Source organism: Halococcus agarilyticus (assembly GCF_000334895.1).
Lineage (GTDB): Archaea > Halobacteriota > Halobacteria > Halobacteriales > Halococcaceae > Halococcus > Halococcus agarilyticus.
In genome coordinates this window covers 15,637-38,502 of sequence record NZ_BAFM01000011.1, presented here as the reverse complement: position 1 = coordinate 38,502, position 22,866 = coordinate 15,637, and the positions used below count along the sequence as shown (strand labels likewise).

At 68.0% G+C, this 22,866-nt stretch carries 25 protein-coding genes; 4 read left to right on the top strand and 21 right to left on the bottom strand.

What is annotated here, in order from left to right; genetic code table 11:
* Positions 1-70: 70 nt before the first annotated feature.
* Positions 71-1,657, top strand: a complete 1,587-nt coding sequence (serA, locus tag TX76_RS10160) for a phosphoglycerate dehydrogenase (RefSeq protein WP_049902263.1) — start codon at positions 71-73, stop codon at positions 1,655-1,657.
* A 24-nt stretch (positions 1,658-1,681) separates the two neighbouring features.
* Here serA and TX76_RS17600 read toward each other — a convergent pair whose 3' ends face one another.
* From TX76_RS17600 to thrC, 3 genes are all read right to left on the bottom strand, one after another.
* Positions 1,682-1,846, bottom strand: coding sequence for a hypothetical protein (locus TX76_RS17600; RefSeq protein WP_154019050.1), 165 nt, complete (start codon positions 1,844-1,846; stop codon positions 1,682-1,684).
* Between the two features lie 15 nt (positions 1,847-1,861).
* On the bottom strand, positions 1,862-2,251 hold the full coding sequence (locus tag TX76_RS10155; protein WP_049902262.1) for a hypothetical protein: 390 nt from the start codon (positions 2,249-2,251) through the stop codon (positions 1,862-1,864).
* Between the two features lie 89 nt (positions 2,252-2,340).
* On the bottom strand, positions 2,341-3,609 hold the full coding sequence (gene thrC / locus TX76_RS10150) for a threonine synthase (protein WP_049902261.1): 1,269 nt from the start codon (positions 3,607-3,609) through the stop codon (positions 2,341-2,343).
* Between the two features lie 132 nt (positions 3,610-3,741).
* On the opposite strand from thrC, the gene TX76_RS10145 reads away from it, so the two are divergent.
* Positions 3,742-4,923, top strand: a complete 1,182-nt coding sequence (locus TX76_RS10145; RefSeq protein ID WP_049902260.1) for a S1C family serine protease — start codon at positions 3,742-3,744, stop codon at positions 4,921-4,923.
* Between the two features lie 16 nt (positions 4,924-4,939).
* Here TX76_RS10145 and TX76_RS10140 read toward each other — a convergent pair whose 3' ends face one another.
* Complete coding sequence (locus TX76_RS10140; RefSeq protein WP_049902259.1) at positions 4,940-5,329, bottom strand: helix-turn-helix domain-containing protein; 390 nt, start codon at positions 5,327-5,329, stop codon at positions 4,940-4,942.
* A 125-nt stretch (positions 5,330-5,454) separates the two neighbouring features.
* Between TX76_RS10140 and TX76_RS10135 the strand changes: the two genes are divergently transcribed.
* A complete protein-coding gene (locus TX76_RS10135; RefSeq protein WP_049902257.1) occupies positions 5,455-5,931 on the top strand; it encodes a DUF6789 family protein in 477 nt (158 codons plus the stop codon).
* A 55-nt stretch (positions 5,932-5,986) separates the two neighbouring features.
* Here the strand turns inward: TX76_RS10135 and TX76_RS10130 are convergent, their stop codons facing one another.
* The 12 genes from TX76_RS10130 to TX76_RS10075 all read right to left on the bottom strand — a co-directional run bounded on the left by TX76_RS10130 (position 5,987) and on the right by TX76_RS10075 (position 17,256).
* A complete protein-coding gene (locus tag TX76_RS10130) occupies positions 5,987-6,301 on the bottom strand; it encodes a hypothetical protein (protein WP_079890799.1) in 315 nt (104 codons plus the stop codon).
* Positions 6,298-6,582, bottom strand: a complete 285-nt coding sequence (locus TX76_RS10125) for a winged helix-turn-helix domain-containing protein (protein ID WP_049902255.1) — start codon at positions 6,580-6,582, stop codon at positions 6,298-6,300. Before TX76_RS10125 ends, TX76_RS10130 begins: the two co-directional genes overlap by 4 nt.
* A 113-nt stretch (positions 6,583-6,695) precedes the next feature.
* Positions 6,696-8,078, bottom strand: a complete 1,383-nt coding sequence (locus tag TX76_RS10120) for a spondin domain-containing protein (protein ID WP_049902253.1) — start codon at positions 8,076-8,078, stop codon at positions 6,696-6,698.
* A 181-nt stretch (positions 8,079-8,259) separates the two neighbouring features.
* Positions 8,260-9,162: an ornithine carbamoyltransferase gene (gene argF, locus TX76_RS10115; protein ID WP_049902252.1), complete on the bottom strand. Its 903-nt coding sequence runs from the start codon at positions 9,160-9,162 to the stop codon at positions 8,260-8,262.
* Positions 9,159-10,235 (bottom strand): [LysW]-lysine hydrolase, encoded by a 1,077-nt coding sequence (locus tag TX76_RS10110; protein WP_049902250.1) that lies wholly within the window; start codon positions 10,233-10,235, stop codon positions 9,159-9,161. Before TX76_RS10110 ends, argF begins: the two co-directional genes overlap by 4 nt.
* Positions 10,232-11,371 (bottom strand): aspartate aminotransferase family protein, encoded by a 1,140-nt coding sequence (locus TX76_RS10105; protein ID WP_049902248.1) that lies wholly within the window; start codon positions 11,369-11,371, stop codon positions 10,232-10,234. The genes TX76_RS10110 and TX76_RS10105 overlap by 4 nt, the downstream gene beginning before the upstream one ends.
* A complete protein-coding gene (locus tag TX76_RS10100) occupies positions 11,368-12,210 on the bottom strand; it encodes an acetylglutamate/acetylaminoadipate kinase (protein ID WP_049902246.1) in 843 nt (280 codons plus the stop codon). Before TX76_RS10100 ends, TX76_RS10105 begins: the two co-directional genes overlap by 4 nt.
* 2 nt (positions 12,211-12,212) lie before the next feature.
* Complete coding sequence (gene argC / locus TX76_RS10095) at positions 12,213-13,250, bottom strand: N-acetyl-gamma-glutamyl-phosphate reductase (protein ID WP_049902245.1); 1,038 nt, start codon at positions 13,248-13,250, stop codon at positions 12,213-12,215.
* On the bottom strand, positions 13,247-14,137 hold the full coding sequence (lysX, locus tag TX76_RS10090) for a lysine biosynthesis protein LysX (RefSeq protein WP_049902244.1): 891 nt from the start codon (positions 14,135-14,137) through the stop codon (positions 13,247-13,249). Before lysX ends, argC begins: the two co-directional genes overlap by 4 nt.
* 2 nt (positions 14,138-14,139) lie before the next feature.
* Positions 14,140-14,304: a lysine biosynthesis protein LysW gene (gene lysW / locus TX76_RS10085; protein ID WP_049902242.1), complete on the bottom strand. Its 165-nt coding sequence runs from the start codon at positions 14,302-14,304 to the stop codon at positions 14,140-14,142.
* A 152-nt stretch (positions 14,305-14,456) separates the two neighbouring features.
* The gene (gene argH / locus TX76_RS10080; RefSeq protein ID WP_049902241.1) at positions 14,457-15,902 is read right to left on the bottom strand and encodes an argininosuccinate lyase; all 1,446 of its coding nucleotides are present in this window, start codon (positions 15,900-15,902) and stop codon (positions 14,457-14,459) included.
* A 1-nt stretch (position 15,903) separates the two neighbouring features.
* Positions 15,904-17,256: an argininosuccinate synthase gene (locus tag TX76_RS10075; RefSeq protein ID WP_049902240.1), complete on the bottom strand. Its 1,353-nt coding sequence runs from the start codon at positions 17,254-17,256 to the stop codon at positions 15,904-15,906.
* Positions 17,257-17,557: 301 nt separating this feature from the next.
* Between TX76_RS10075 and TX76_RS10070 the strand changes: the two genes are divergently transcribed.
* A complete protein-coding gene (locus TX76_RS10070; protein WP_049902393.1) occupies positions 17,558-18,067 on the top strand; it encodes a 2'-5' RNA ligase family protein in 510 nt (169 codons plus the stop codon).
* 40 nt (positions 18,068-18,107) lie between these two features.
* On the opposite strand, the gene TX76_RS18110 is transcribed toward TX76_RS10070, so the two are convergent.
* The 5 genes from TX76_RS18110 to TX76_RS10050 all read right to left on the bottom strand — a co-directional run bounded on the left by TX76_RS18110 (position 18,108) and on the right by TX76_RS10050 (position 22,865).
* A complete protein-coding gene (locus tag TX76_RS18110; RefSeq protein WP_195156042.1) occupies positions 18,108-18,278 on the bottom strand; it encodes a DUF7556 family protein in 171 nt (56 codons plus the stop codon).
* Positions 18,279-18,431: 153 nt separating this feature from the next.
* Entirely contained in the window at positions 18,432-18,893 is a 462-nt protein-coding gene (locus TX76_RS10065) for a DUF7555 family protein (RefSeq protein WP_195156041.1), read from the bottom strand.
* Positions 18,890-20,230, bottom strand: a complete 1,341-nt coding sequence (locus tag TX76_RS10060; protein ID WP_049902239.1) for an ABC transporter ATP-binding protein — start codon at positions 20,228-20,230, stop codon at positions 18,890-18,892. The genes TX76_RS10065 and TX76_RS10060 overlap by 4 nt, the downstream gene beginning before the upstream one ends.
* Positions 20,227-21,474 carry an ABC transporter ATP-binding protein gene (locus TX76_RS10055; RefSeq protein ID WP_049902237.1) on the bottom strand — a complete coding sequence of 416 codons (1,248 nt, stop codon included), beginning with the start codon at positions 21,472-21,474 and terminating at the stop codon, positions 20,227-20,229. The genes TX76_RS10060 and TX76_RS10055 overlap by 4 nt, the downstream gene beginning before the upstream one ends.
* Positions 21,471-22,865: an ABC transporter permease gene (locus TX76_RS10050; RefSeq protein WP_049902236.1), complete on the bottom strand. Its 1,395-nt coding sequence runs from the start codon at positions 22,863-22,865 to the stop codon at positions 21,471-21,473. Before TX76_RS10050 ends, TX76_RS10055 begins: the two co-directional genes overlap by 4 nt.
* Position 22,866 lies beyond the last annotated feature (1 nt).

Here is a 22,866-nt window from a genome sequence, read left to right as displayed (position 1 = left end):
GACTCCGACACCGGCCGGCGAGTTGTGCCCGGGAAGCAAAGGTTATCCCCGCCGCGTCGTTCGCCCCGATATGAAGGTACTCGTCACCGATCCCATCGCGGAGCCGGGCCTCGATCGGCTCCGCGAGGCCGGCCACACCGTCGAGACGGCCTACGACATCGAGGGCGACGCGCTCCACGCGGCGGTCGCCGATGCGAACGCCCTCGTCGTCCGATCGGGCACCGACGTCACCGAGGAGCTGTTCGCGGCCGCCGAGGAGTTGATGATCGTCGGCCGGGCGGGGATCGGGGTCGACAACATCGATATCGACGCCGCGACCGAGGCCGGCGTGATCGTCGCCAACGCTCCCGAGGGCAACGTCCGCGCCGCCGCCGAACACACCGTCGCGATGACGTTCGCGGCCGCGCGATCGATCCCCCAGGCCCACGCTCGACTGAAGGCCGGCGAGTGGGCCAAGGGCGACTATCTCGGGACGGAGCTCAACGGCGCGACGCTCGGGATCGTCGGCTTCGGCCGGGTCGGCCAGGAGGTCGCGAAGAAACTCGACGGCCTCGGGATGAACCTCGTCGCCTACGACCCCTACATCTCCGAGGAGCGCGCCGCCAATTTGGGGGCGGAGCTCGTCGAACTCGACGAGTGTCTCGCGAGCGCCGACGTGCTCACTCTCCACACGCCGCTCACGCCCGAGACGGAGAACCTGATCGGCGAGGACGAGCTCGCGGCGCTCGACGGCGGTTACCTCGTCAACTGCGCACGGGGGGGCGTCGTCGACGAGTCAGCGCTCGCCGCCGCAGTGGGGGACGGGCCGCTCGCGGGCGCAGCGATCGACGTCTACGCCGAAGAGCCGCTCTCGCCCGACAGCCCCCTGCTCGACGTCGAGGACGTGATCGTGACGCCCCACCTCGGTGCGAGCACGTACGCCGCCCAGGAGAACGTCGCCACTTCGATCGCGGACCAGGTGCTCGCCGCGTTCGACTCGAAACCGGTGATGAACGCGCTCAATGCCCCCTCGATGGACGCGAGCGCGTTCCCCCGGGTCCGGCCGTACCTCGACATCGCCTCCACGGCGGGGAAGATCGCGACCCAGCTTCTGGACGGACGGATCGAGACGATCGAGGTGACCTACGAGGGCGACATCGCAAGCGAGGAGGTCGATCTCGTCACCGCGAGCGCGCTGGAGGGCGTGTTCGAACCGCTCGAATGGCAGGTCAACGCGGTCAACGCCCCACGGATCGCCGAGGACCGCGGGATCGAGGTCGTCGAATCGAAGACCCGCACGGCGGAGGACTTCCAGAGCCTCGTCACCGTCACGGTCACCAACGGCGAGGAGGAGATCGGCGTCTGTGGCACCCTGTTCGCCGGCGAGGACCCCCGCATCGTCCGGATCGACGGGTTCCGGGTCGACGCGATCCCCGCCGGCCACATGCTTGTCGCGCGCAACGAGGACGAACCGGGCCTGATCGGCTTTATCGGGACGGTGCTCGGCGACGCGGACATCAACATCGCGGGGATGTTCAACGCCCGCGGGGTCATCGGCGGCGAGGCGATGACGGTGTACAATCTCGACGAGCCGGTTTCGGAGGAGCTTCAGGAGCAACTGGAAGCGGATGACCGTGTGATCGAGACGCGCTATATCGCGCTGAACGGGACGGACTAACGGAACCGTATCCGAGCGCCTGCGCTACTCACGGGCGAGCTTCTCGTAGGTGTCGGCGTGGATCTCGCGGTCGATCTCCGCGAGTCGGAGGATCGCTTCGCGCCGCTCGGTTTCCGAGTCAGCGTTTTTGATCTGCTCGCGGAGCTGCGCTCGCTCGTCACGATAATCCGTCTCGGGCGACCTCGTCATCGTATTCGACCCCGGCTACTCCCCTACTGCTGCGTCCGCTGAGCGAGTCGACGAGTATTCGATTCCCTCGTATTCGACTGCCTTCTGTATGGCTGTAAGAAACGCTATCGTTCCGGTGATCCAGAGAACGAACGCGATCGTGGTCCCGCTACCAGCGAACTGAAGTGCGAAGCCGCTCCCGCCGATCGAAGTACCGAGCACCCCGATAGCTTTGGCCAGTTTGGAGCGCTGCCCTTCGAAATCGAGACGGCCCGAGAACGCGATCGGATACCGGAGATAGACGTACGCTGATGCGGCGTAGACCGCTCCGACACCAACTGCAATCAGCCACTCGGCGACGAGAACGGTGTAGACAATAGTCCCCATCGAACCACCGACGGCAATCGCGGCGAGACCTCGATCCATGCTTTTCGCTTGGTGTCCGTTTCAATATGTCTTTCCCAAACCATATAGCTTTGTCACGCTCTGCGACGGCTGTCCCGGGTCAGGAATGGTCACTCGCCGTTCAGGTGATCGAGCACGCCCTCGGTGTCGGCGGGGACGGGTTCGGGCTCCGTCCCGGCCGCGGCCGCGGCGTCGGGGTCCTTCAGGAGATGGCCGGTCGTCAGGCAGACCACGTCTTCATCTCCGTCGACGACGCCCGCCTCGCGGAGCTTCCGGAGGCCAGCGACGCTCGCCGCGGAGGCGGGTTCGACGCCGACCCCCTCGCTCGCGAGCGCGCGCTGGGCGTCGGTGATCGCCTCGTCCGCGACGGCGACCGCCGTCCCGCCGGTCTCGCGGATTCCGGGGAGTGCCTTCCGCGCGTTTACGGGGTTGCCGATCCGGATCGCCGTCGCCCGGGTTTCGACCGAGTCCCAGCGCTCGATGTCCTCGTTGCCCTCCTCGATCGCCTCGACCATCGGCGCGGCCCCGGCGGCCTGGACGCCGGTGAGCTTCGGCACCGCGTCCTCTCTGAGCGCCCCGCTCGCGACGAGTTCGCGGAAGGCCTTGTAGAGCGCTGCGGTGTTGCCCGCGTTCCCGACGGGGAGGACGATCCGGTCGGGATACCGACCGTAGTCGGCCTGGTACCGTTCGAGGATCTCGAACCCGATCGTCTTCTGGCCCTCCAATCGAAACGGGTTGAGCGAGTTGAGGAGGTACGCCTCGCCGCGGTCGGCGAGTTCGGCGACGATGTCGAGACACGCGTCGAAGTTGCCGTCGACCTCCAGGATCCGTGCGCCGTGGAGACTCGCCTGGGCGACCTTCCCGGCGGCGACCTTCCCGGCGGGGAGAAGTACGAGCGTCTGCATTCCGCCGCGACCGCCGTAGGCCGCGAGCGCCGCGCTGGTGTTGCCGGTTGAGGCACACGCCAGGCGGCCGACGCCCAGTTCCGCGGCGACCCGGACCCCGACGGTCATTCCACGATCCTTGAAACTTCCCGTCGGGTTCATTCCCTCGTGCTTGATCCGGAGACTCCGGACGTCGAGATCGTCTTCGAGCCGGGACACCCGGTGAAGCGGCGTGTCGCCCTCCGGGAGCGAGACACCGCTCTCGAAGGGGAGTGCCGCGGCGTAGCGCCAGACACCGCGACCCTCCCCGGTGAACGTATCGAAGGTGGGATACTCGGCGTAGCGCGCCTCGAGGAGCCCGCCACAGTCGGGACACCGGTAGATCGGTGCGTCGAACGGGGCGTGTACCGCGCCGCACTCGATACACGCGAGCCACGTGCCGTCGGTCGCGGCGTCGGGCGTCTCGCCCTCGGGCGCGAGCATGAGATCGGCCATTACGCGACGGGACTGCCCGGGTGGGCAAAAGTGGGCCGGTCCACGGAGTTCGACTGCATCGTTCTCGCACGCGTTTCCATGAGTGATGTTCGCAAGCGGGGTGCTTTTCCGGGCGTGAGCCCGCATACGGACATGGATGACGCGCGGACGACGCGCCGGGCGTACCTCGGCGTGCTCGGGACGGTGCTCGCCGCCGGGATCGCCGGCTGTGGGGACGCACTCGGCGATGGGACCACGGCGAACACGACGCCGGCCGCCACGGCGACCGACGGGTCGACACCCGCCGAAATCACGACCGACGGCACGGCGACCGCCGCCACCGCGGACTCGACGACCCCCGCAGAGGCCGCGACCGTCGCTGACGGCAACGCGAGTGCTGGCGACGCGCCGAGCCCGTACACGCGGGTCTACCGCGAGACGGTCGGCTCGGTCGTTCTCGTGCAAGTAACCGGCGGCATGGGCCAGGGTGGTCAGGGGTCGGGATTCGTTCTCCGGGGCAACTACGTCGTCACGAACGCCCACGTCGTCAGCAACGCGACCGAGGCTCAGATCCGCTTTTCGCAGGGCGAGTGGCGTTCGGGGTCGGTCGTCGGTACCGATCCGTCGGCGGATCTCGCCGTCATCGAGGTCGAAAACCCGCCCGACTACGCGACGCCGCTTTCACTGGTCGACGAGCAGCCCGCCATCGGGACCGAGGTGGTCGCCATCGGCAACCCGTACGGTCGCTTCGAGGGTTCGCTCACGTCGGGACTCGTGAGCGGCGTGAATCGATCGATTCCGGCCCCGAGCGGTTACACCATCCCCGATGCCATCCAGACCAGCGCACCGGTCAATCCCGGCAACTCGGGGGGACCGCTCGTGAACCTCGCGGGCGACGTCGTGGGGGTGATCAACTCCGGCGGCGGCGAGAACCTCGCCTTTGCCATCTCGGCCGCGCTCGTCGACCGAGTCGTGCCGTCGCTCATCGCAAACGGTGAGTACGAGCACGCCTACATGGGTGTGCGATTGCGGACGGTCACGCCCCCGGTCGCCGAGCAACGGGCTCTCGACCGATCCCGTGGCGTGCTCGTCACCGACGTTCCTGCCGGTGGTCCCTCCGACGGCGTGCTCCGGCCCGGCGACGTCATCGTGGCTCTCGGCGGCCAGCGGATCGACAGCCTTCAGGGGCTCTCGTCGTATCTCGCGCTTCAGGCCTCGCCTGGCGACACGATCGACGTCGCCGTCCGCAGGGACGGCGAGCGGCGGACCCTCTCGCTCACGCTCGGCACGCGACCCGAACAGCCGGGCCCCGTCCAGCCGACGACGACCGGGTGAGCGGACCGCGAGGGGATCACGCCGTTTCGTCGCCGAACTCGTCGATCCGCGCGTGGACGTACGCCGTCCATTCGTCGAGGGTGTCGTGCATCAGCTCCGTTGCCTCCGGCAGCGGCGTCGCGGTGTACTGATAGACGTGCCCGCCGCCGTCTAAGAGCCGTCGGCCGCGGTCGGCGAGCCCCTTCTCCCGCAGCGTCGACAGCGACCGATTGACGTTCGAGCGGTCCCGCTCCAGCTCCGCGGCCAGCTCCTCGACCGTGCTGCCCGGCTGGTCGAGCAACGTTCGGTAGGTCCGCGTCTCGTGGCGCTGGATGTCGAACACGCAGACCATCACCTCCTCGAACCCGGGTTCGGAATCGAGCATGAGATCGCGGAACCGCTGGGGGCTGGGGTCGGCCTCGGTCATGGATCGGGTTCGACCGCCCGGAGCATAAACGTCGGCCCCGGACGGTCGTGTGCGGTCCACGCCATTGCGTGTCGGCTGTCAACGCGCCACGCGGTTATGTCGGTCCGCGGTGTATCGCTTCGCGCATGAGCCAAGAGACTCGATCCGAAACGGCGACGACGACCGGCACCGGGCTCGCCGACTGGCAGGCGGGCGTTATCGGCGGCCTCGTCGGCGGCGCGGTGATGGGCGCGATGATGACGATGATGCTGCGGCCGGCTATCGTGGGTGCGATTCCGGCGCTGTACGGGCTCGCACCGCCGCCGAACGGCCTCGCAGGCTGGGTCGTTCACATGATCCACAGCGCGATTCTCGGGGTGGTGTTCGCCGCGATTGCAACCGGCACCGGCGTCGGTCGTGGTCTCGGGCGGTCGGCTGTCGTCGGGTTGGTCTACGGCGTCGTACTTTGGGTGCTGCTCGCGGCGCTCGTGATGCCGCTCTGGCTGGACGCCGTGGGTGCCGGGCTCGGACCGGACTTCCCGAACTTCGCACTCCCCGGAAGCCTGCCAGGCCACGCGGTCTACGGCCTGCTCCTCGGGGTCGTCTACTCGTTCCTCCGCTGAGCCGCTCGAAACGACCGTCCGTTTTTTATCGGCCGCGGGGACAGCGACGCCGCGATCACTTCATCGTCACGTACGTCAGGAAGACGAGCGCGACCGCCTGAAACGCCCGCATCGCCGCGATCACCCGCTGGGCGGCGGGATCCATCGCGTACAGGCTCCGCATCGTGAAGAAGTAGTAGAGCGAGACGCCGTTCTCGACGAGCAACACCGCGCCGAAGGCGACGAGGCCAAGTAGCAGCGGCGTCCGGAACGTCCGGTAGTTGTTGAGCCACACTGCCGTGAGCGCGAGTAGCATCACGATGCTCACGCCGGAGAGGGCGCTAGCGATCGTCATCGTGTCGCTCATCAGGACGGTAGGGAGGGTCGTCATCCGTCGGTCTCCACGTGTTGTGCTATGCGTTCGAACTCATCACGGTTTCGTTCGAACTGCTCGGTGAGGAAGAACAGCGCGGCGTACTCCTCGTCGCTTCGTTCGACGACGTCGTGATCACAGAGCATGTCGAGATGGTGGCGAGCGGTGGTGTAGGCGATATCCAACTCCTCGGCGAGACGGTTTGCGTTTTTCGGCCGCTCGGCGAGCGCCCGGACGACGCGGACGCGGTTCGCGCCGCCACGCGTCGCCGTAAAGAGATACCACAGCGCCTTCTCCATCCTCGCTCCCGAAAGCCCTCTCGCGGCCCGGAGATATATGTTGGGTCCCGATCCGAAATCGGCGTCGCTTGCCACGACGAAAAAGGAGCACCCTGGAATCGTCGGCGTCGCGTTCACTGCGGCGCGATGGTCACCTCGATGACCTCGCTGGCGTCGGGGATATCGAAGTCGGGATGGCGCTCTGCGGCGAGCTGGATCGGTTCGTCCTCCGTGGGGCCGACGTCCATCGCCTCGGGGTCCTGGACGGGCTTCTGGTCGGGACCGGTGCCCGGCGCGGTGTCGGCCTCGGTCCCGGCGTCGTAGACCGCGATGTGGTCGGTCACGTCGCCCGAAACCGGTTCCTCGCCGTCGAACAGCGAGAGTCCCTCGAACCCGTAGAACCAGTCGTTCGACTGGACGAACATCGTCTCCATCGTGAAGTGATCGCCCGGTGCGGCGCTGAAGCCGAACTCGACGGACTCGCCCGGCCCCAGTGCAGGGGTCTCCAGCGAGCCACCCGGTGAGGGAGCGACGCCGCTGTCGGTGGTGTTCTCGGCGCTGGCCACCGTCTGGGCCAGCGTCATGGGGAACCCGTCCTCGGCGACGATCTCGGTCCCCTCGTTGGCGTCCTCGCCCGGAACGAACGCGGGGTTCTCGCCGCCGGAGTACACCGCCCAGACCGGCGGTGACAGCGGCACGACGCCGTCCGCGCGGTCGACGTTGAGCGCGCCTGGCGTCGAGACGTTCTCGACGGTCGCGGTGAACATCCGCCCGCCGCCGCCGTCCGCGCCGGCGACGAACTGCCGCGCGATCGGGAGCACCTGGTCCATCGAGCGCGCGGGATTGAACGCGTCGGGGGCTGGTCGCTGGAGGTGGAGCAACTGGAAGTAGGTCTGGTGTTCGGCCTCCACGCTGTGGATCGAGAGCGCCGGCGGGATCAGGTCGCGGTTCGAGAGCAGCGGTGCCGCGCCCGCGTAGGCGGAGACGCCGACGGCTTCGAGGCGGTCGGCGATCGCGACGAACTCCTCCATCGTCTCGTAGGGGAACTCGTACTCGGCGGGTTCGACGGGCGTCCCCCCAAGGTCCTCGATCGTCCCGGTGAGTGCCTCGACGTGGGCTTCCTCGTGATCGCGGACGTCCTGGATCTGTTGGTACACCGAGTACCGCAGCGTCGGTCGCGCGAAGTACTTCGCGACGTCTGAGTTCTCGACCTCGCTCTCGGAGTGGCTGTCGAGGAAGTCGTTGTAGTACGCGGCTTCGAGGTGTTCGAGTCCGAGTGCGTAGTTGAGGACGTCGACATCGCTGACATCCCCGCTCCCGCCCCCGCTACCGTTGCCATCGTCACCCTCGTGGCCGTCGGCTGCCGCCGTTCCGCCGAGAGCCGAGAGGGCCAACGCTCCGCCACCCACTGTCGCCGCGTCGGTCATGAACGATCGCCGCGAGGTGAGATACTCGCTCGCGTCCCCCAACAGGGAGGGACTGTCGGTGCGTTCGATGTCGTCTGGTTCGTTGCTCATTGGTCTCGTGTGCGGTGACGCACGAGTCACGATGCCACACCCGCATAAATAGTCATTTTTCCAAGTGATGGTCGAGTTCCGCGTGAGTCTCTCGAAACTTCCCGTTCGTATGTGTCGCTATCTGGATAGTGGCGACGAACGTCGCCCGCGCGATTCCGCCCTCACGGACGTCGTTTCGGTCTCACAGCGCGTCGAGCAGGAACGCCAGGAGCCCCTTCTGGGCGTGGAGTCGGTTCTCTGCCTGCTGCCACACCACCGCCCGATCGCTTTCGAGCACGTCCTCGGTGATCTCCTCGCCGCGGTGGGCGGGCAGGCAGTGGAGCACGGTCGCGTCGTCGAGGAGGTCGGCGTTCACCTGGAACCCACTCTCCTCGAACGCGGCGAGTTTCGTCTCGCGCTCGGCTTCCTCGCCCATGCTCACCCAGACGTCGGTGTAGACCGCGTCCCTCCCCGCGACCGCTACTTCCGGATCGGTCGTCACGTCGGGTGCGGTCCCGATCTCGTCGGCGCGATCGAGCACGCGCTCGTCGATCCCGTACCCCTCCGGTGTGGCCACCGTGAGGTCGATCCCGGCGAGCGCACACCCGAGAACGAACGATTGCGCGACGTTGTTGCCGTCGCCGACCCACGCCACCTGCGCGTCGAACCCCACCGTCTCGCGGAGCGTCAGCAGATCCGCGAGCGTCTGGCAGGGGTGGGCGTCGTCGGTCAACCCGTTGACGATCGGCACGTCGGCGTGGGCCGCGAGCTCCTCCAAGTCCCCGTGATCGAACAGCCGGACCATCGCGCAGTCGACGTACCCCGAGAGGGTGCGGGCGGTGTCGGCGAGCGGTTCGCGCTCGCCGAGCCCGATGTCGTCCGGACCCAGGAAGATCGCGTGGCCGCCGAGCTGGGTCATCCCGGTCTCGAACGAGAGCCGCGTCCGACTGCTCGGTTTCTCGAACACCATTCCGAGGGTTTGGCGTTCGAGCAGGGGATGTGGCTCGTCGCGTTTCACCTGCGATTTGAGTTCGGCAGCAGTGTCGAGCACCGTTTCGAGTTCGTCGGCCGAGAGGTCGTCGATGTCGGTGAAATGGCGTGTCATGCGCTCTCCCCGAGTCGTCCGGCGACGTCTTCGAGCACCCCTATCGAGCGGTCGAACTCGTCGAGCGAGAGGCGTTCGTCGGGCGCGTGATCGAGGTCCGAATCGCCGGGACCGTACGTCACCATCGGACAGTTCCACGCCCGGTAGATGTTCATGTCACTTGTGCCAGTCTTGCGGAGCAGGCGCGGCTCGCCGTCCGCCCGCCGGATCGCACCGCGGAACGCCCGCGCGACCGGGTTCCGGGGAGTGGTCATGATTGGAGGAACTTCGTCGTACCACCGGACGGTGCCGCCGTCCAGCTCGCCGTCGGCGGCCTCGCGCACTTCCTCCACGGTGAGCCGTGGCGGCACGCGGAACTGGACGTCCATCGTCGCCTCGACCGAGAGGCCGTCGTCGGTCGTTCCGCCGTGAACCTCGATGGGTTTGGGCGTCACGCGCTCGAAGACGGGGGTCCACTCGTCGCGGTCGTCGGCCACGGCGTTTCGCGCCCGCTCCCACCAGTCGATCGCGTCCTCGATCGCGCTGTTCTCGGGGCGGGAGGTGTGGCCGGACTCGCTCGTGGCGACGTAGGTGCCCGCGAGCAGGCCGCGGTAGCCGAGCGTGATCCCGTTCCAGCCCGAGGGCTCGCCGTTGACCACCGCGTCGGGCGCGTCGCGAGTCTCGACGAGGTGGCGCGCGCCGCTCGAATCGACCTCCTCGCCGACGACACCCGCGAAGCTCACGCCCGTGCGGACGGCGGCGACCGCCATCGCAACCAGGGGCCCAGTTGCGTCGACGCTGCCCCGACCCCAGAGCACCTCGCTTCCCTCGCGCTCGCCGTCGCCTGGTTCGACTCGCACCGGGATGTCGCCAGGCACGGTGTCGATGTGGGAGGTCAGCAAAACCGAATCGTCGGCGGGTGCGCGGACGTTGCCCACTTCGTCGACGAACGCCTCGCGCCCGTGACTCTCGAAGAACGCGACGAGCTGCTCGGCACACGCCGCCTCCTCGCCGGTCGGCGAGGGGGTCTCGACGAGTTCGACGAGGAGATCGCGCGCCGCGCTCGTCGAGACGCCAGTGATGGCTTCGCTCACGTCGATCGCCCTCCGAGAACGTCCGCGAGCGCGTCGACGACCCGATCTGCATGACTCTCGCCGAGGATCAGCGGCGGCAGCAGCCGCACCACGGACCGGCCGGCGGGGAGCGCGAGGATCCCGTGATCGAGCGCGAGATCCCGGAGCACGCGGTTCGCGCCGCGCTTGACCTCGATCCCGATCATCAGCCCCTCGCCGCGCACGTCGCGAACCCGATCGCCGAGCTCGGCGTCGAGTTCGCCCGCGAGATACCCGCCGACAGCGGCCGCGTTGGCCGGCACGCTCTCCTCGACCACCGTCGAGACGGTGGCGTCGATCGCGGCGCTCACCACCGGCCCGCCGCTGAAGGTGGCGTTGTGCGAGCCGTATCCCTCGGCGATCCAGTCGGCACACAGCGCGGTTCCTGCGGGGAGGCCGTTCGCGAGCCCCTTCGCAGTTGTGAGGATGTCGGGCGTCACGCCAGCACGCTCGCACGCCCACAGTTCTCCTGTCCGCCCCATCCCGGTCTGGACCTCGTCGAGGATCAGTGCCGCGCCCGCCGCCTCGGTGTGCTCGCGCGCCGCTGCGAGATACCCCTCAGGAGGTGAGTTGATCCCGCCCTCGCCCTGGAGCGGTTCGAGGATCACCGCTGCGGTCTCGTCGTCGACCGCCTCGGCGAGCGCGTCGCCGTCCCCATAAGGGACGAACTCGACATCGCCGATCAGGGGTTCGTACGGGTCGCGGTACTCGCTCTCCCACGTGGTCGCGAGCGCGCCCATCGTCCGGCCGTGAAAGCCCTGCATCGTGGCGACGATCTTCGGGTTCCCAGTCGCGCTCCGGGCGAACTTCAGCGCCGCCTCGTTCGCCTCCGTCCCCGAGTTACAGAGCCAGACGTTCTCCAACCCGTCGAGCGCGGCGGCTTCGAGCGCCGTGCGCGCCCGGTCGCGCGCGTCGACGGGGTAGGACGCCTGGACGAACGTCAGCCGCTCGGCCTGGTTGGTGATCGCCCCGGTCACGTCGGGATGGGAGTGCCCGAGCGGCGCGCACGCGTAACTCGCCCCGCAGTCGAGGTACTCCGTCCCGTCCGCATCGTAGAGGTGGACGCCCTCTCCCTCGTGGAGCCGGATCGGCTTCTCGTTATGGACGAACCCGCTCATGCGTCGACCTCCGCTTCGGTTTCGATCGCCCCGGGCGCGAAGTGTGTCCCGTCGCCGTCGAGCGCCGCGAGAACAGGATCAGGGGCGTTCGCGTCGGCGACGACGACCGACGCGGCACCGCCGTCGAGCGCCTCCGTCGCCGCCATCACCTTCTTGCCCATGAACCCCTCGGCGGCCGACTCCACCCGTGCGAGCTCGTCGGGCGCTCTCACCTGTCCGATCAGCGTTCCGGGATCGTCGGGATCCGCGAGCACGCCAGGCACGTCGGTCAGCACCACGAGCGTCGCGCCGAGCGCGCCGGCGACCGCGGCGGCCGCCCGGTCGGCGTCGGCGTTCACGGGGGTTCCATCGTCCGCTAGCATCGGCACCGTCACGACGGGCGTGTAGCCGTCGTCGAGCAGCCCGGTGAGGAGGTCGGCGTTCACCGATTCGATCTTCCCGGAGTGCTCGCCACGGCGGATCTTCGTCTTGCCGTCCTCGACGACTTTGACGGCCGATTTCCGGGGGCCGGTCAGGAGCCCGCCGTCGACGCCCGACAGCCCCACGGCGTCCACACCGGTCTTCCGCAGTGACGCCGTGAGGTCGGTGTTGAGTTTCCCGGGGAGGACCATCTCGAAGGTCTCCATCGTGCGCTCGTCGGTGAACCGCCCGACCACTCCTTTGGGCGTCTCGACGTACTCGGGCTCCTCGCCCAGCCGTTCCAGCGTCTCGTCGACCGCTGTCGAGCCACCGTGGACGACTACGCAGTCCTCGCCCTCTCCTGTGAGCGCCGCGACGTCCGCGATCGTGCCCTCGGGATCGACCGCTCGCGCGCCGCCGACCTTCACGACCGTCGTCATGGTCAGGGTGCCCCCACGGGATGGAGTCCCTGAAAGTCGAGTCCCGCCGTCTCGTCGATTCCGAGCGCGACGTTCGCGGCGTGGACCGCCTGGCCTGCCGAGCCCTTCATCATGTTGTCGATGGCCGAGAACACGACGATCCGTCCGTTGCTCGGATCGAGTTCGAACCCGACCTCGGCGTAGTTCGAGCCCGCGACCGCCTTCGGCTCGGGATACCGATATACCCCGGAGCCCCCGGCCACGAGCCGGACGAACGGCTCGTCGTCGTAGGCTTCGCGATAGGCGCTCCAGAGGTCGGCCTTCGACACCGGTTCGCTCGGGAAGACGTGGCAGGTCGCGGCCGCACCGCGGATCATGTCGACTGCGTGGGCCGAGAACGCCGTCTTACAGCCGAATTCCTGCTCGATCTCGGCCTCGTGGCGGTGGCCCGTCGGCGCGTAGGGTCTGACGACGCCCGAGCGCTCGGCGTGTGAGGACGCTTTTCCACTACTTGCTCCGCCTTCCGACGAACCCACCTTCACGTCGACCACGATCCGCTCGTCGCCCGCGAGGATCCCGTCGTCGAACAGCGGACCGAGCCCGAGGATCGCGGCGGTCGCGTTGCAGCCGCCCGCCGCAATCAGCGACGCACCCGCGAGGTCGTCGCGGTGGCGTTCGGGGAGCGCGTACACCGACTCGTCGAGGAGTTCGGGCCGGCTGTGACCGTCGTACCATTCGTCGTACTGGTCTTCGCTATCGAGCCGGAAGTCCGCCGAGAGGTCGACGATCGTGTCCGCAGCCGCCCGGAACGCGTCGATGTGCTCCATCGACACGCCGTGGGGCGTCGCGGCGAACAGCACGTCCACCTCGTCGAGATCGGTGGGCTCGCTGAACCGCAGATCGAGCTCCCGAAGGTTGGGATGGACCGATCCGACCGTCTTGTTCGCGTACTCGCGGCTGGTTGCCTGGGTAATCTCGAAGGCGGGATGGCCGCGGAGCAATCGGAGGAGTTCGCCGCCGGTGAACCCGCTCGCGCCGACGACCGACGCGGTGTGGGTCATGGCGCAGCGACCGCAGTTTCGTTTGCGGTCTCCGCTTTTTCTTCGAGCCAGTCGACTACCTGAGCGGGCACGTCGCCGTCGGTGACGCCGTCGAGCGCCTTGAACTCGACCGTATGATTCACCTCGTGGACGGTGTAGGAGTGGTCCGCGTCGGGATCGTCGGTCTCCATCAGGTCGACTCCCAAGAGACCGCCACCCACGGCGTCGCTCGCGCGCGCGACGAGATCGCGGGCCTCGTCGTCGAGCTCGAACGTCTCGGTTTCGGCTCCCTTCGCCGCGTTGGTGAGCCAGTGATCCGACGAGCGCACCATCGCCCCCACGGGCTCACCATCAGTAGCCACGACCCGGATGTCGCGGCCGGGCTTCGCGACGAACTCCTGGACGTAGAACACCTTGTGCTCGTAGTGCCCCAGGGTCGATTTGTGTTCGAGGATCGCCTCCGCCGCGCTCCGGGAATCGATCTTCGCCAGCAGCCGCCCCCACGAGCCGATCACGGGTTTCACCACGCAGGGGTAGCCGAACCGTTCGATGGATTCCATCGCGCTCTCCTTGGTGAAGGCGACCTCCGTCCGGGGCGTCGGCACGCCCGCTCCCGCGAGCGCGAGGCTGCACTCGGCCTTGTCGGCACACACCGCCGCCGTCTCGGGCGAGTTCACGACCGGGATCCCGTACGCCGCGAGAAAGCGCGTCGCGTAGCGGCTCCGGCTGGTCGCGAGACACCGGTCCACGACGAGATCCACGTCGGCGAACGCCGCTGGCGGCTCGGTGAGATCGAAGCGCTGGTCGCGAACGTCGATCTTCGTCACCTCGTGGCCGCGCTCCCGGAGCTCACCGAGCAGGAGCTTCTCGTCGTGCCGGATCCGGGAGTAGAGGACGCCTATTTTCACTCTTACTCCCCCCAGTCCTCTTCGAGCTCGGGGGCCGTTTCGAGGACCGGCGGATCGACGTCGATGACTTCGAGCTCGGCTCCGCAGGTGCCACAGTCGATGATCTCGCCGACCTCAGCGTCGTCGTGCAGGGAGACCTCGCCCCCGCATTCTGGGCAGTTCGCCATGTGCCACCCTCACCCGTGTACCCGCTTAAACCCTTCGAACTTGTCTGTTAGTTTACAAAACGTACTGTGACCTCTCGAGGCCGAAATCGGGCGGTTCGCGCGTTTCGCCGTCGCCGACGAGATGAATTCGTCCCCCTCGCGGGGGCGGTCGCTCAACGATACTGACTCACCTCCCGTTCGAGCACTGCGGCGGCGGCGTCAAGCCGATCGCACCGCTCGTCGTGGCGGTCGGTGTCGTCCTCGATCGCCGTCCGCGTCTCGTCGAGTGCCGCCACAACTGCCTCGGGCGCGGGGCCGCCGACCGAGTCGCGGGTCGCCACGCTCGTCGCGGGATCGAGCGCGTCCTCGATCGCCTCGCGCTCGACGACCGCCGAGAGCGATTGGTCGAGCACCGCGTCGGCGGCCGTCGCGATGGCTACGTAGTCACCGCCGCTTTCGGCGGCCTGGGCCAGAATCTCGTGGGCGGTGCGGAACGGTACTCCATTGGCCGCGAGCAGGTCGGCGACGCCGGTCGCGGTCGCAAAGCCGTCGCCGGCCGCCGCGGCGAGCGCGTCCTCGTTCCACGTCGCGGTCGCGACCGCTCCCGCGGCCACCTCGGTCGCAGGGGCGACCGCATCGACGGCGGCCCAGACGTGTGGCGTCGCCTCCTGAAGATCGCGGTTGTACGCCCGGGGCAGCCCCTTCAGCGTGGTCAGCAGGCCGTTCAGCCCCGCACTCGCGTTCCCGGCCGCCGCCCGGACGAGTTCGAGCGTGTCGGGGTTTTTCTTCTGGGGCATGATCGAGGAGGTCGAGGCGTAGTCGTCGTGAATCTCGACGTACCCGTCCGCCGCGAACTCGATCAGATCGGTCGCAAGCCCCGACAGCGTGAGTGCGAGCGCCGACCAGCCGCTCGCGGCCTCGACGAGGAAATCCCGGGTCGAGACGGCGTCCATCGAATTGCCGAGCACGTCATCGAACCCCAGCAGCTCGGCGGTCCGCTCGCGGTCGATGTCGAACGGTGTGCCCGCAAAGGCCGCTGCGCCGAGCGGCGAGCGGTTCGTCCGGTCGTACGCCGCGAGCAATCGATCCGTGTCGCGTTCGAGCGCTTCGGCGTACGAGCACAGGAAGTGCGCAACGGTGGTGGGCTGGGCGGCCTGACGGTGTGTGTAGCCGGGCATGATGGTTTCGACGTACTCACGCGCTTCCTCGACGAGCGCCTCGCGGAGGACGAGCGTCGCCTCGATCGTGTCGAGCAGTTCCTCGCGCAGCCGGTATCGAATACACGTCGCCACCTCGTCGTTCCGACTCCGAGCGGTGTGCATCCGACCACCCGACTCGCCGATGCGGTCGATCACCGCGGTCTCGATCGCGGCGTGGACGTCCTCGCCGTCGAGCGCGTCGTAGCCCGTCGCTTCGATATCGGCGAGTGCGTCGAGGATCTCGCCCGCACTTCCCTCGTCGACGATGCCCTGCTCTGCGAGCATCACCACGTGTGCGCGGTCGACCGCGAGGTCCGCGTCGAAGAGGCGCTCGTCGTGGTCCATCGAGGAGAGGAACACACGGGCGGGGCCGCCGCTGAACCGGTCGCGGCGGACCACGTCGCCGTCCTCTCCACTCATCTCACTCCCCGCTCCCGTCGATCGTGTCGGCCGTGAGTTCGTTCTCCTCCTTTCCGTCCGTCCCGCCGTCGGCGACCGCTTCCGCCGTCGCGTTCGCGTCGTCGATGACGCTCTTCGCGAGGCGCGACTGGAACCCGTGGTACTTCGCGACGCCCGTGGCGTCGGCCTGTTCGATCCCGCCGCCGACGTCTGCGGTGTTGAACGAGGCCGCGGACGCCGAGTACACCCCGTACGGACTCTCGCGACCGACCGGGCGCGCCTGGCCACCGTCGAGTTTCACGGTGACGGTGCCGGTGACACGCTCCTGGGTCGACGCGATGAACCCCTCCAGGGCGTCGACCAGCGGCGCGGCGAGCAGTCCCTCGTAGGCCTTCTCCGCCCACTCGTGATCGATCTGCGTTTTGAAGCTCCGCTCCTCCTTGGTGAGGACGAGCGATTCGAGCGCCTCGTGGGCGTTCAAGAGCACCGTGGCCGCGGGATGTTCGTAGTTCTCGCGGACTTTGAGCCCGAGCATCCGGTCTTCCATCACGTCGGTGCGCCCGACGCCGTGTGCGCCCGCGATCTCGTTGAGCTGCTCGATGAGCGCGATCGGCTCGAACTCCTCCCCATTCCCGGCCGACGGCCGGGAGCTCGTCGAGGTTTCCTCGACGGTGTCGAGCGCGACCGGATACCCGTCCTCGAACTCGATGTCGAGCAGTTCGCTTTCTTTCCCGGGTGGCTGGGTCCAGTCGTAGATGTCCTCGGGCGGCACATATGAGGGCTCTTCGAGATCGCTGCCCTCGACCGAGCGACTCCAGAGGTTCGTATCGATGCTCCACGCGCCGCCGTCGCCGCCCTCGACCGGGAGATCGCGTTCGGCGGCGTACTCCTGTTCGAACTCGCGGGTCAGCCCGAGTTCGCGGACGGGCGCGATCACGTCGAGATCGGAGCCGCGCCAGACGGTCTCGAATCTGAGCTGGTCGTTGCCCTTGCCGGTGCAGCCGTGGGCGAGCGCCGCACAGTCCTGAGCGAGCGCGACATCGAGGATGGCCTGGGCGATTACGGGGCGAGCGAGCGCCGTTCCCAGGGGGTAGCCTTGGTAGGTGGCGTTCGCGCGAACCGAATCGAAACAGGTTGCGGCGAACGCCTCGCGCGCGTCGACCACGTGGTGTTCGAGGCCGAGCGCGGTCGCGGTTTCCTCGGCTTCGGCGAACTCGGCGTCGGGCTGGCCGACGTCGACGGTGACGCCGATCACCTCGTCGAAGCCGTACTCTTCTTTCAGGAGCGGGACGCAGACGGTGGTATCGAGCCCGCCGGAGAAGGCGAGCGCGACGCGATCGGTGGATTGCGGTGTGGTGTCGGTTGGGGGTGTCATGGTGTCGTCGTTCGGTGTCGTCGTGAAGTTCGCCCAGCGGAACCCTTCGGGTGGGGGGCTGAGGAGCGAAACGAGTCGAAGAAATGGGTTTGTGCGGGCCTAACGGCCCGGTCGTCGCGGTCGAAGCGGAAGCGGCCCGGCGGCGCATGGCGAGCCGGTGCGACGTGTCCGCGTCATGTACCCGTTGCTGGGACGGCGGGGATATTAAACCCTTCCGGGACGGCAACGATTGCACCACTCCGGCCCTGGGACCACGCCACGTGACCGTCACCGTCATCCCGTCAGCGCGCCGATCGTGGTCGTGTACAGCCTCAACGTCCCGGTCCCCGGCGGGATCGAGCGCCTCGCCGCCACCCTCCACCCCCGCCTCGTCGGGTTCGATCGGGTCCGCGAGCGCCACACCCTCGTCTGCAAGCGCTTCGAGACTCCCGATCCCGACCCGGATCGGCTGTTCGAGCGGGCACGCCGCGCGCTCGCCGGCGCACCCGCCGTCGAGGCGCGCGCGGCGGGGATCGCCTGGTTCGAGACCCCGGTTCGGGGTCCCGGACCGGTGGCGTACGTCGCGATCGAGAGTCCCGGCCTCCACGATCTCCACCGACGACTCGTCGCGGCGTTCGATCCGATCCCCGACCTCGAAGGCGACGCGTACGTCCCCCACGTGACCCTCGCCCGTGGTGGCTCCGCGGAGCGTGCTCGGGAACTCGTGGCCGTCGAATTCGAGCCGATCGAGTGGACGATTTCGGAACTGGTGCTCCACGACGGGCGACACGGCGAGCGCGTCGCGAGCCTCTCGCTGCCGCGCCCCTCGTAGCTCGCGAGTCGGTCGAACTCGTTCGAAAACCGCGAGAAGTCTATCGCCAGGCCGGAAGCGACGCTGCCCCGTCGAGCGCCATCGAGATCCACGCGTCGTCGCGGGAGATGTCGGCGATGACGAACCGCTCCACGCTGCCGTCATCGTCGACCGAGGCCATGACGTCGTCAGCCGCGACGGGTGCCGCCGCGGCGGTCGCATCCGGCATCATACTATGTGAGTACATACCAACGGAATATAAACGCGTCGAACCGCCGACGCCGGGCGGTGACTGTCTCCCGACCCAACCCCGCGCAAGCGATGGCCGTCGCTCCGAGGGTTGCTGGTTGCGATGATCCGTCGAAGTGCTCGCTCGGCGCGTCGGTCAGATCCTGACGCCGAAGGCCGTCTCCATGACGAACGACGCCCCGAGCACGAACAGGCTGCCGACGAACAGCTTCGCGGCGAGCGAGAGCCGGTCCTCGGGATCGAGCTCGTACCACCGCAGCGGCGGGATCGACTGGACGAGCGCGCCGAACCGCGATTCCTCGTCATCGCTCGATGCGAGGAGGCGATCGTCGTCATCGTCGTCCTTCCACGCCCCCTGCGGCCGCAGCCCGAACGAGCCGAGTCCGAACAGGAGAAAGCCGACCACGAACAGCAGGTACTTGCTCCCACCCCAGCCGGACCCGAGCGCGAAGCTCACGACCGCCGTGAGGACGACGAACACCGCCGCCATCGCGAGACCGTAGAGAACGAGATCGAGGAGTTTGAGCACCAGAAGGGGCGGCTGCCCGCGATTCGTCGAGTCGCCCCCTGGCTCCCGGCGGGGGCGGTCGTCGCTCATCGCTCGCCGGCGGAGTGACTCTCGAGGAACGCGGACGGCGACTCGTGCTCGGCCTTGTGTCGGTGACAGAGGCTCGCCCGCCCGGACTCGCTCACCTCGTGGTGAGTCGGTGCTTCGAGGTCACACTCGCTGCCGAACGTCTCGCGCAGGTGTTCGCGCGCGTCGCTCTCGCTGCCCTCGTGGGCGAGCTCGGTGGCGCGATCGAGCTCCGACTGGACGTTCGCCGGGACGTCGACGCCGTCGAACGTCTCGGCCTCGGCCTCGTCGAGATCCGAAAAGCGCGTCTCCATCCCGAGGATCTCCTTCGCGCGCTCCCCGAGCGTCCGGTCGGCACGCGCCCGTTCCCTGAGAACCTCGCGGAACACCTCGATGCGTTCCCAGACGTCGTCGTCGACGTCCGTGTACTCCTCGGGCCGGATCTTCGCCGGACACCGCGTGGTGAACGGACAGCCCTCGGGCGGGTTGCGCGGGCTGGGCGGCGTCCCGCGGAGCGTGATCCGGTCTTCCATCTTCGTCGTCGGATCGGTGTCCGGGATCGCCGACAGCAGCGAGTGGGTGTAGGGGTTCGCCGGGTCGGCGAACAGCTCCTCGGTCGGCCCGAGCTCCATGACGTTGCCGAGATACATCACCGCGACCCGATCGCAGATGTGCCTGACGACCGAGAGGTCGTGGGCGATGAACAGGTAGGTGAGCCCGAGCTCGTCCTGGAGGTCCTCCAGGAGATTGAGAATCTTCGCCTGGACCGACGCGTCGAGCGCGCTCACGGGCTCGTCGAGCACCACGAAGTCGGGTTCGAGCGCGAGCGCACGCGCGATCCCGATGCGCTGGCGCTGGCCGCCCGAGAACTGGTGGGGGTAGCGGTAGTAGTGTTCCTGCTGGAGGCCGACGGTTTCGAGCAGCTCCTGCACCCGCCCGCGACGCTCGCGTCGCGTGCCCCGGGCGTGGACGTCGAGCGGCTCGCGGATGATCTCGCCGACGGTCATCCGGTCGTTGAGGCTCGAATCGGGGTCCTGGAACACCATCTGGGCGTTCGATCGCCACTCCTTCAGCTCGCCGCCCGAGAGGCTGGTGATGTCGGTGCCGTCGTAGCTGACGTCGCCGGCGGTGGCCTTTTCGAGCCGGACGAGCGTCCGGCCGAGCGTGGTCTTGCCACACCCCGACTCGCCGACGAGGCCGAGCGTCTCGCCCCGGCGGATGTCGAAGCTGACGTCGTCGACGGCCTTGACCGGCGCGCCGCCGAAGATCCCGCCGCTCTCGTAGTAGGTCTTCAGTCCATTGATCTCGACGAGCGCGTCCGAGCGTTGCCGTTCGTCGGTCGCCGCGACTTCCTGACTCATCGTTGTGCCTCCGTCCGCGCGGGTTCCTCGTCGGTCGCCGCTTCATCCCCGCGGCCACGGCGCTCGTGGAGATCGACCGCCTCCTCGCGCGAGCGGTCCTCGGGGTACAGCAGGCAGGCGACGGTGTGATCGGTGGCCGCCTCGCTGGCCTCGACCGACTCCGGATGGACCTGCGTGCAGGCGTCGAACTCCTCGGGACACCGGGGGGCGAACCGGCAGTCGGTCGCGGGTGCGTTCGGGGTCGGGACGTCGCCCTCGATGGTGGTGAGCCGCTCCGCACCGGGGTTTCGCCCCGGAATGCTTTCGAGCAGCCCCCGCGTGTACGGGTGGGCGGGATCGGTGAACAGCGTCTCCGCCGGCGCGGTCTCGACGATCTCGCCGGCGTACATCACGTTCACGCGGTCGGCGATCTCCGAAATCACCCCCATGTCGTGGGTGATGAACACGATCGCGAGGTCGCGCTCGCGCTGGATGTCGTCGAGCAGATCGAGGATCTGGGCCTGGATCGTGACGTCCAGGGCGGTGGTGGGCTCGTCACAGATCAGCACCTCGGGGTCGCAGGCGAGCGCCATCGCGATCACGATCCGCTGGCGCTGTCCCCCTGAAAACTGGTGGGGGTACTCTTTGAGTGCCATCCGCGCGTCGGGGATCCCGACGGCTTCGAGCAGCTCCGCAGCCTCGTCGGTCGCGTTGGTCCCGCTCATGTCCCGATGGAGGTTGAGCGCTTCCCTGATCTGGTTGCCAACGGTGTAGACGGGGTTGAGGCTGCTCAACGGGTCCTGAAAGATCATCGCGATCTCGCCGCCTCGGGTCCGTTTCACGATCTTCTGGGGCGCACGCGCGAGATCGATGTAGCCGCGGCGGGTTGCGCTCTCGGCCCCTTCGTCGAGGACGATACAGCCGTCGCCCTCGGGTTCGCCGTCGCCGTCGCGGTAGGTGACCTCGCCGGAGAACTGGTCGGCGAACCGCTCGACGGTTTCGGGGTTGCGATACTTGATCGAGCTGCCGTCGAGAACCCGACCCGGAGACTCGATCAACCCCATGATCGAGCGCGCAGTGACGCTCTTGCCCGAGCCGCTCTCGCCGACGATCCCGATCGTCTCGCCCTTCCGGAGGTCGAAGCTCGCCCCGTCGACGGCGTAGATCGTCTCCTTGTCGGTGAAAAACGCGGTCTGCAGGTTCTCGACCGAGAGGATGGCCCCCTCGTCGCCACGGACCGACGACACCGACTGCTGCTGGCTCATCCGCCACCTCCGGCGGCGGCAGCGCCACCCTCGGTCCCTTCGCTCTCGGGATCGATCGCGTCACGGATGCCGTCGCCGAGCGCGTTGAACCCGGTCACGACCAGCACGATCGCGAGCCCCGGGATGATCGAGATGTGCCACGAGACCGTCGGAACGTACTGCTGGCCGAGCACGACCAGCCGGCCCCACTCCGGCGTCGGCGCGGTGATGCCGAGCCCGAGATACGACAGCGCGGACGTGCTGATGATGATTCCGCCGAGACCGAGCGACGCGTAGATCAGGAGGTAGCTGACCACGTACGGCGCGATGTGCTTTCGCATCAGCGTGAACGGGCTCTGCCCGTAGCTCTTCGCGGCGTCGATCCACTCGTTTTCCACAGTTTGAAACGCGGGGCCGCGGATCGTGCGCCAGTAGAACGGCCAGTAGAACACCCCGAAGATCAACACGAGGATGACCGCGCCGTTGTAGAGGTTCGAGATCCACGTCCCGCTGAGAACCACCGAAAGCATGATGAGCAACAGGAGGAGCGGTATCGAGGAGAACGCGTCGCTCGCGACGACGGTCACGAGATCCGCGAGCCCCTTGTAGTACGCCGTCACCAGCGCGAGCACGAGCGCGATCCCGCCGGCGATCAGCGTCGCGCTCAACGCGATGAACAGCGATATCCGTGCCCCGAATACTAAGAACGTGAACATGTCTTTGCCGTTCGTGACCGTCCCCGCCGGGTGGAACCGATCGTACTCGTCGTAACTCCACAGCCCGACGTTCTGGTCGGGGGTCCCCCGCGACTGTGCGGCGAGGTTCGCCGTCCCGACCGAGGCGGTCGACACCTCGCTGACCTCCTCGTCGTAGTACGTCACCTCGTAGCTGTACGGGTCGATGATGTTGCTCTGGAGCGTCGTCGGCCCGAGCGCCGGGGCGAACATCGCGAACATCACGAACACGAACACCACGACGAACCCGAACTGTCCCCAGCGGTGGTCGCGAAGCCGGTCGATCCGATCGTCGGTCGGCGTCCAATCGGCGAACCGGTAGTTCCGGCGGAACGTGAGGTAGCCGTACCACAGCCACGCGAGCCACGCGAACGCGTACACGTAGATCAACACTACCCGCAGCGTCCACGCGATCGCCGGCGAGAGGCCGAGGAACGTGCCCTGCCAGTTACCGTTCGGGAGCTGATAGCCCTGGTTCGGGATCAGCTCCCGGGTGAGCAGCGTCGGGAGTTCGACCACGCCGACTCCCGGAACGGTGGTCGTCACGAGCTGCACGATCGCGCCGAACTCGGGGGCGAGCAGCGCGAGCGCCCCCACCATCCAGATCAGCGCCGGCCGTGGGTTCGACCGGATCCGGCTTCCGATTCCTTCGTCCTCTTGGGTAAGTTCCTGACTCATG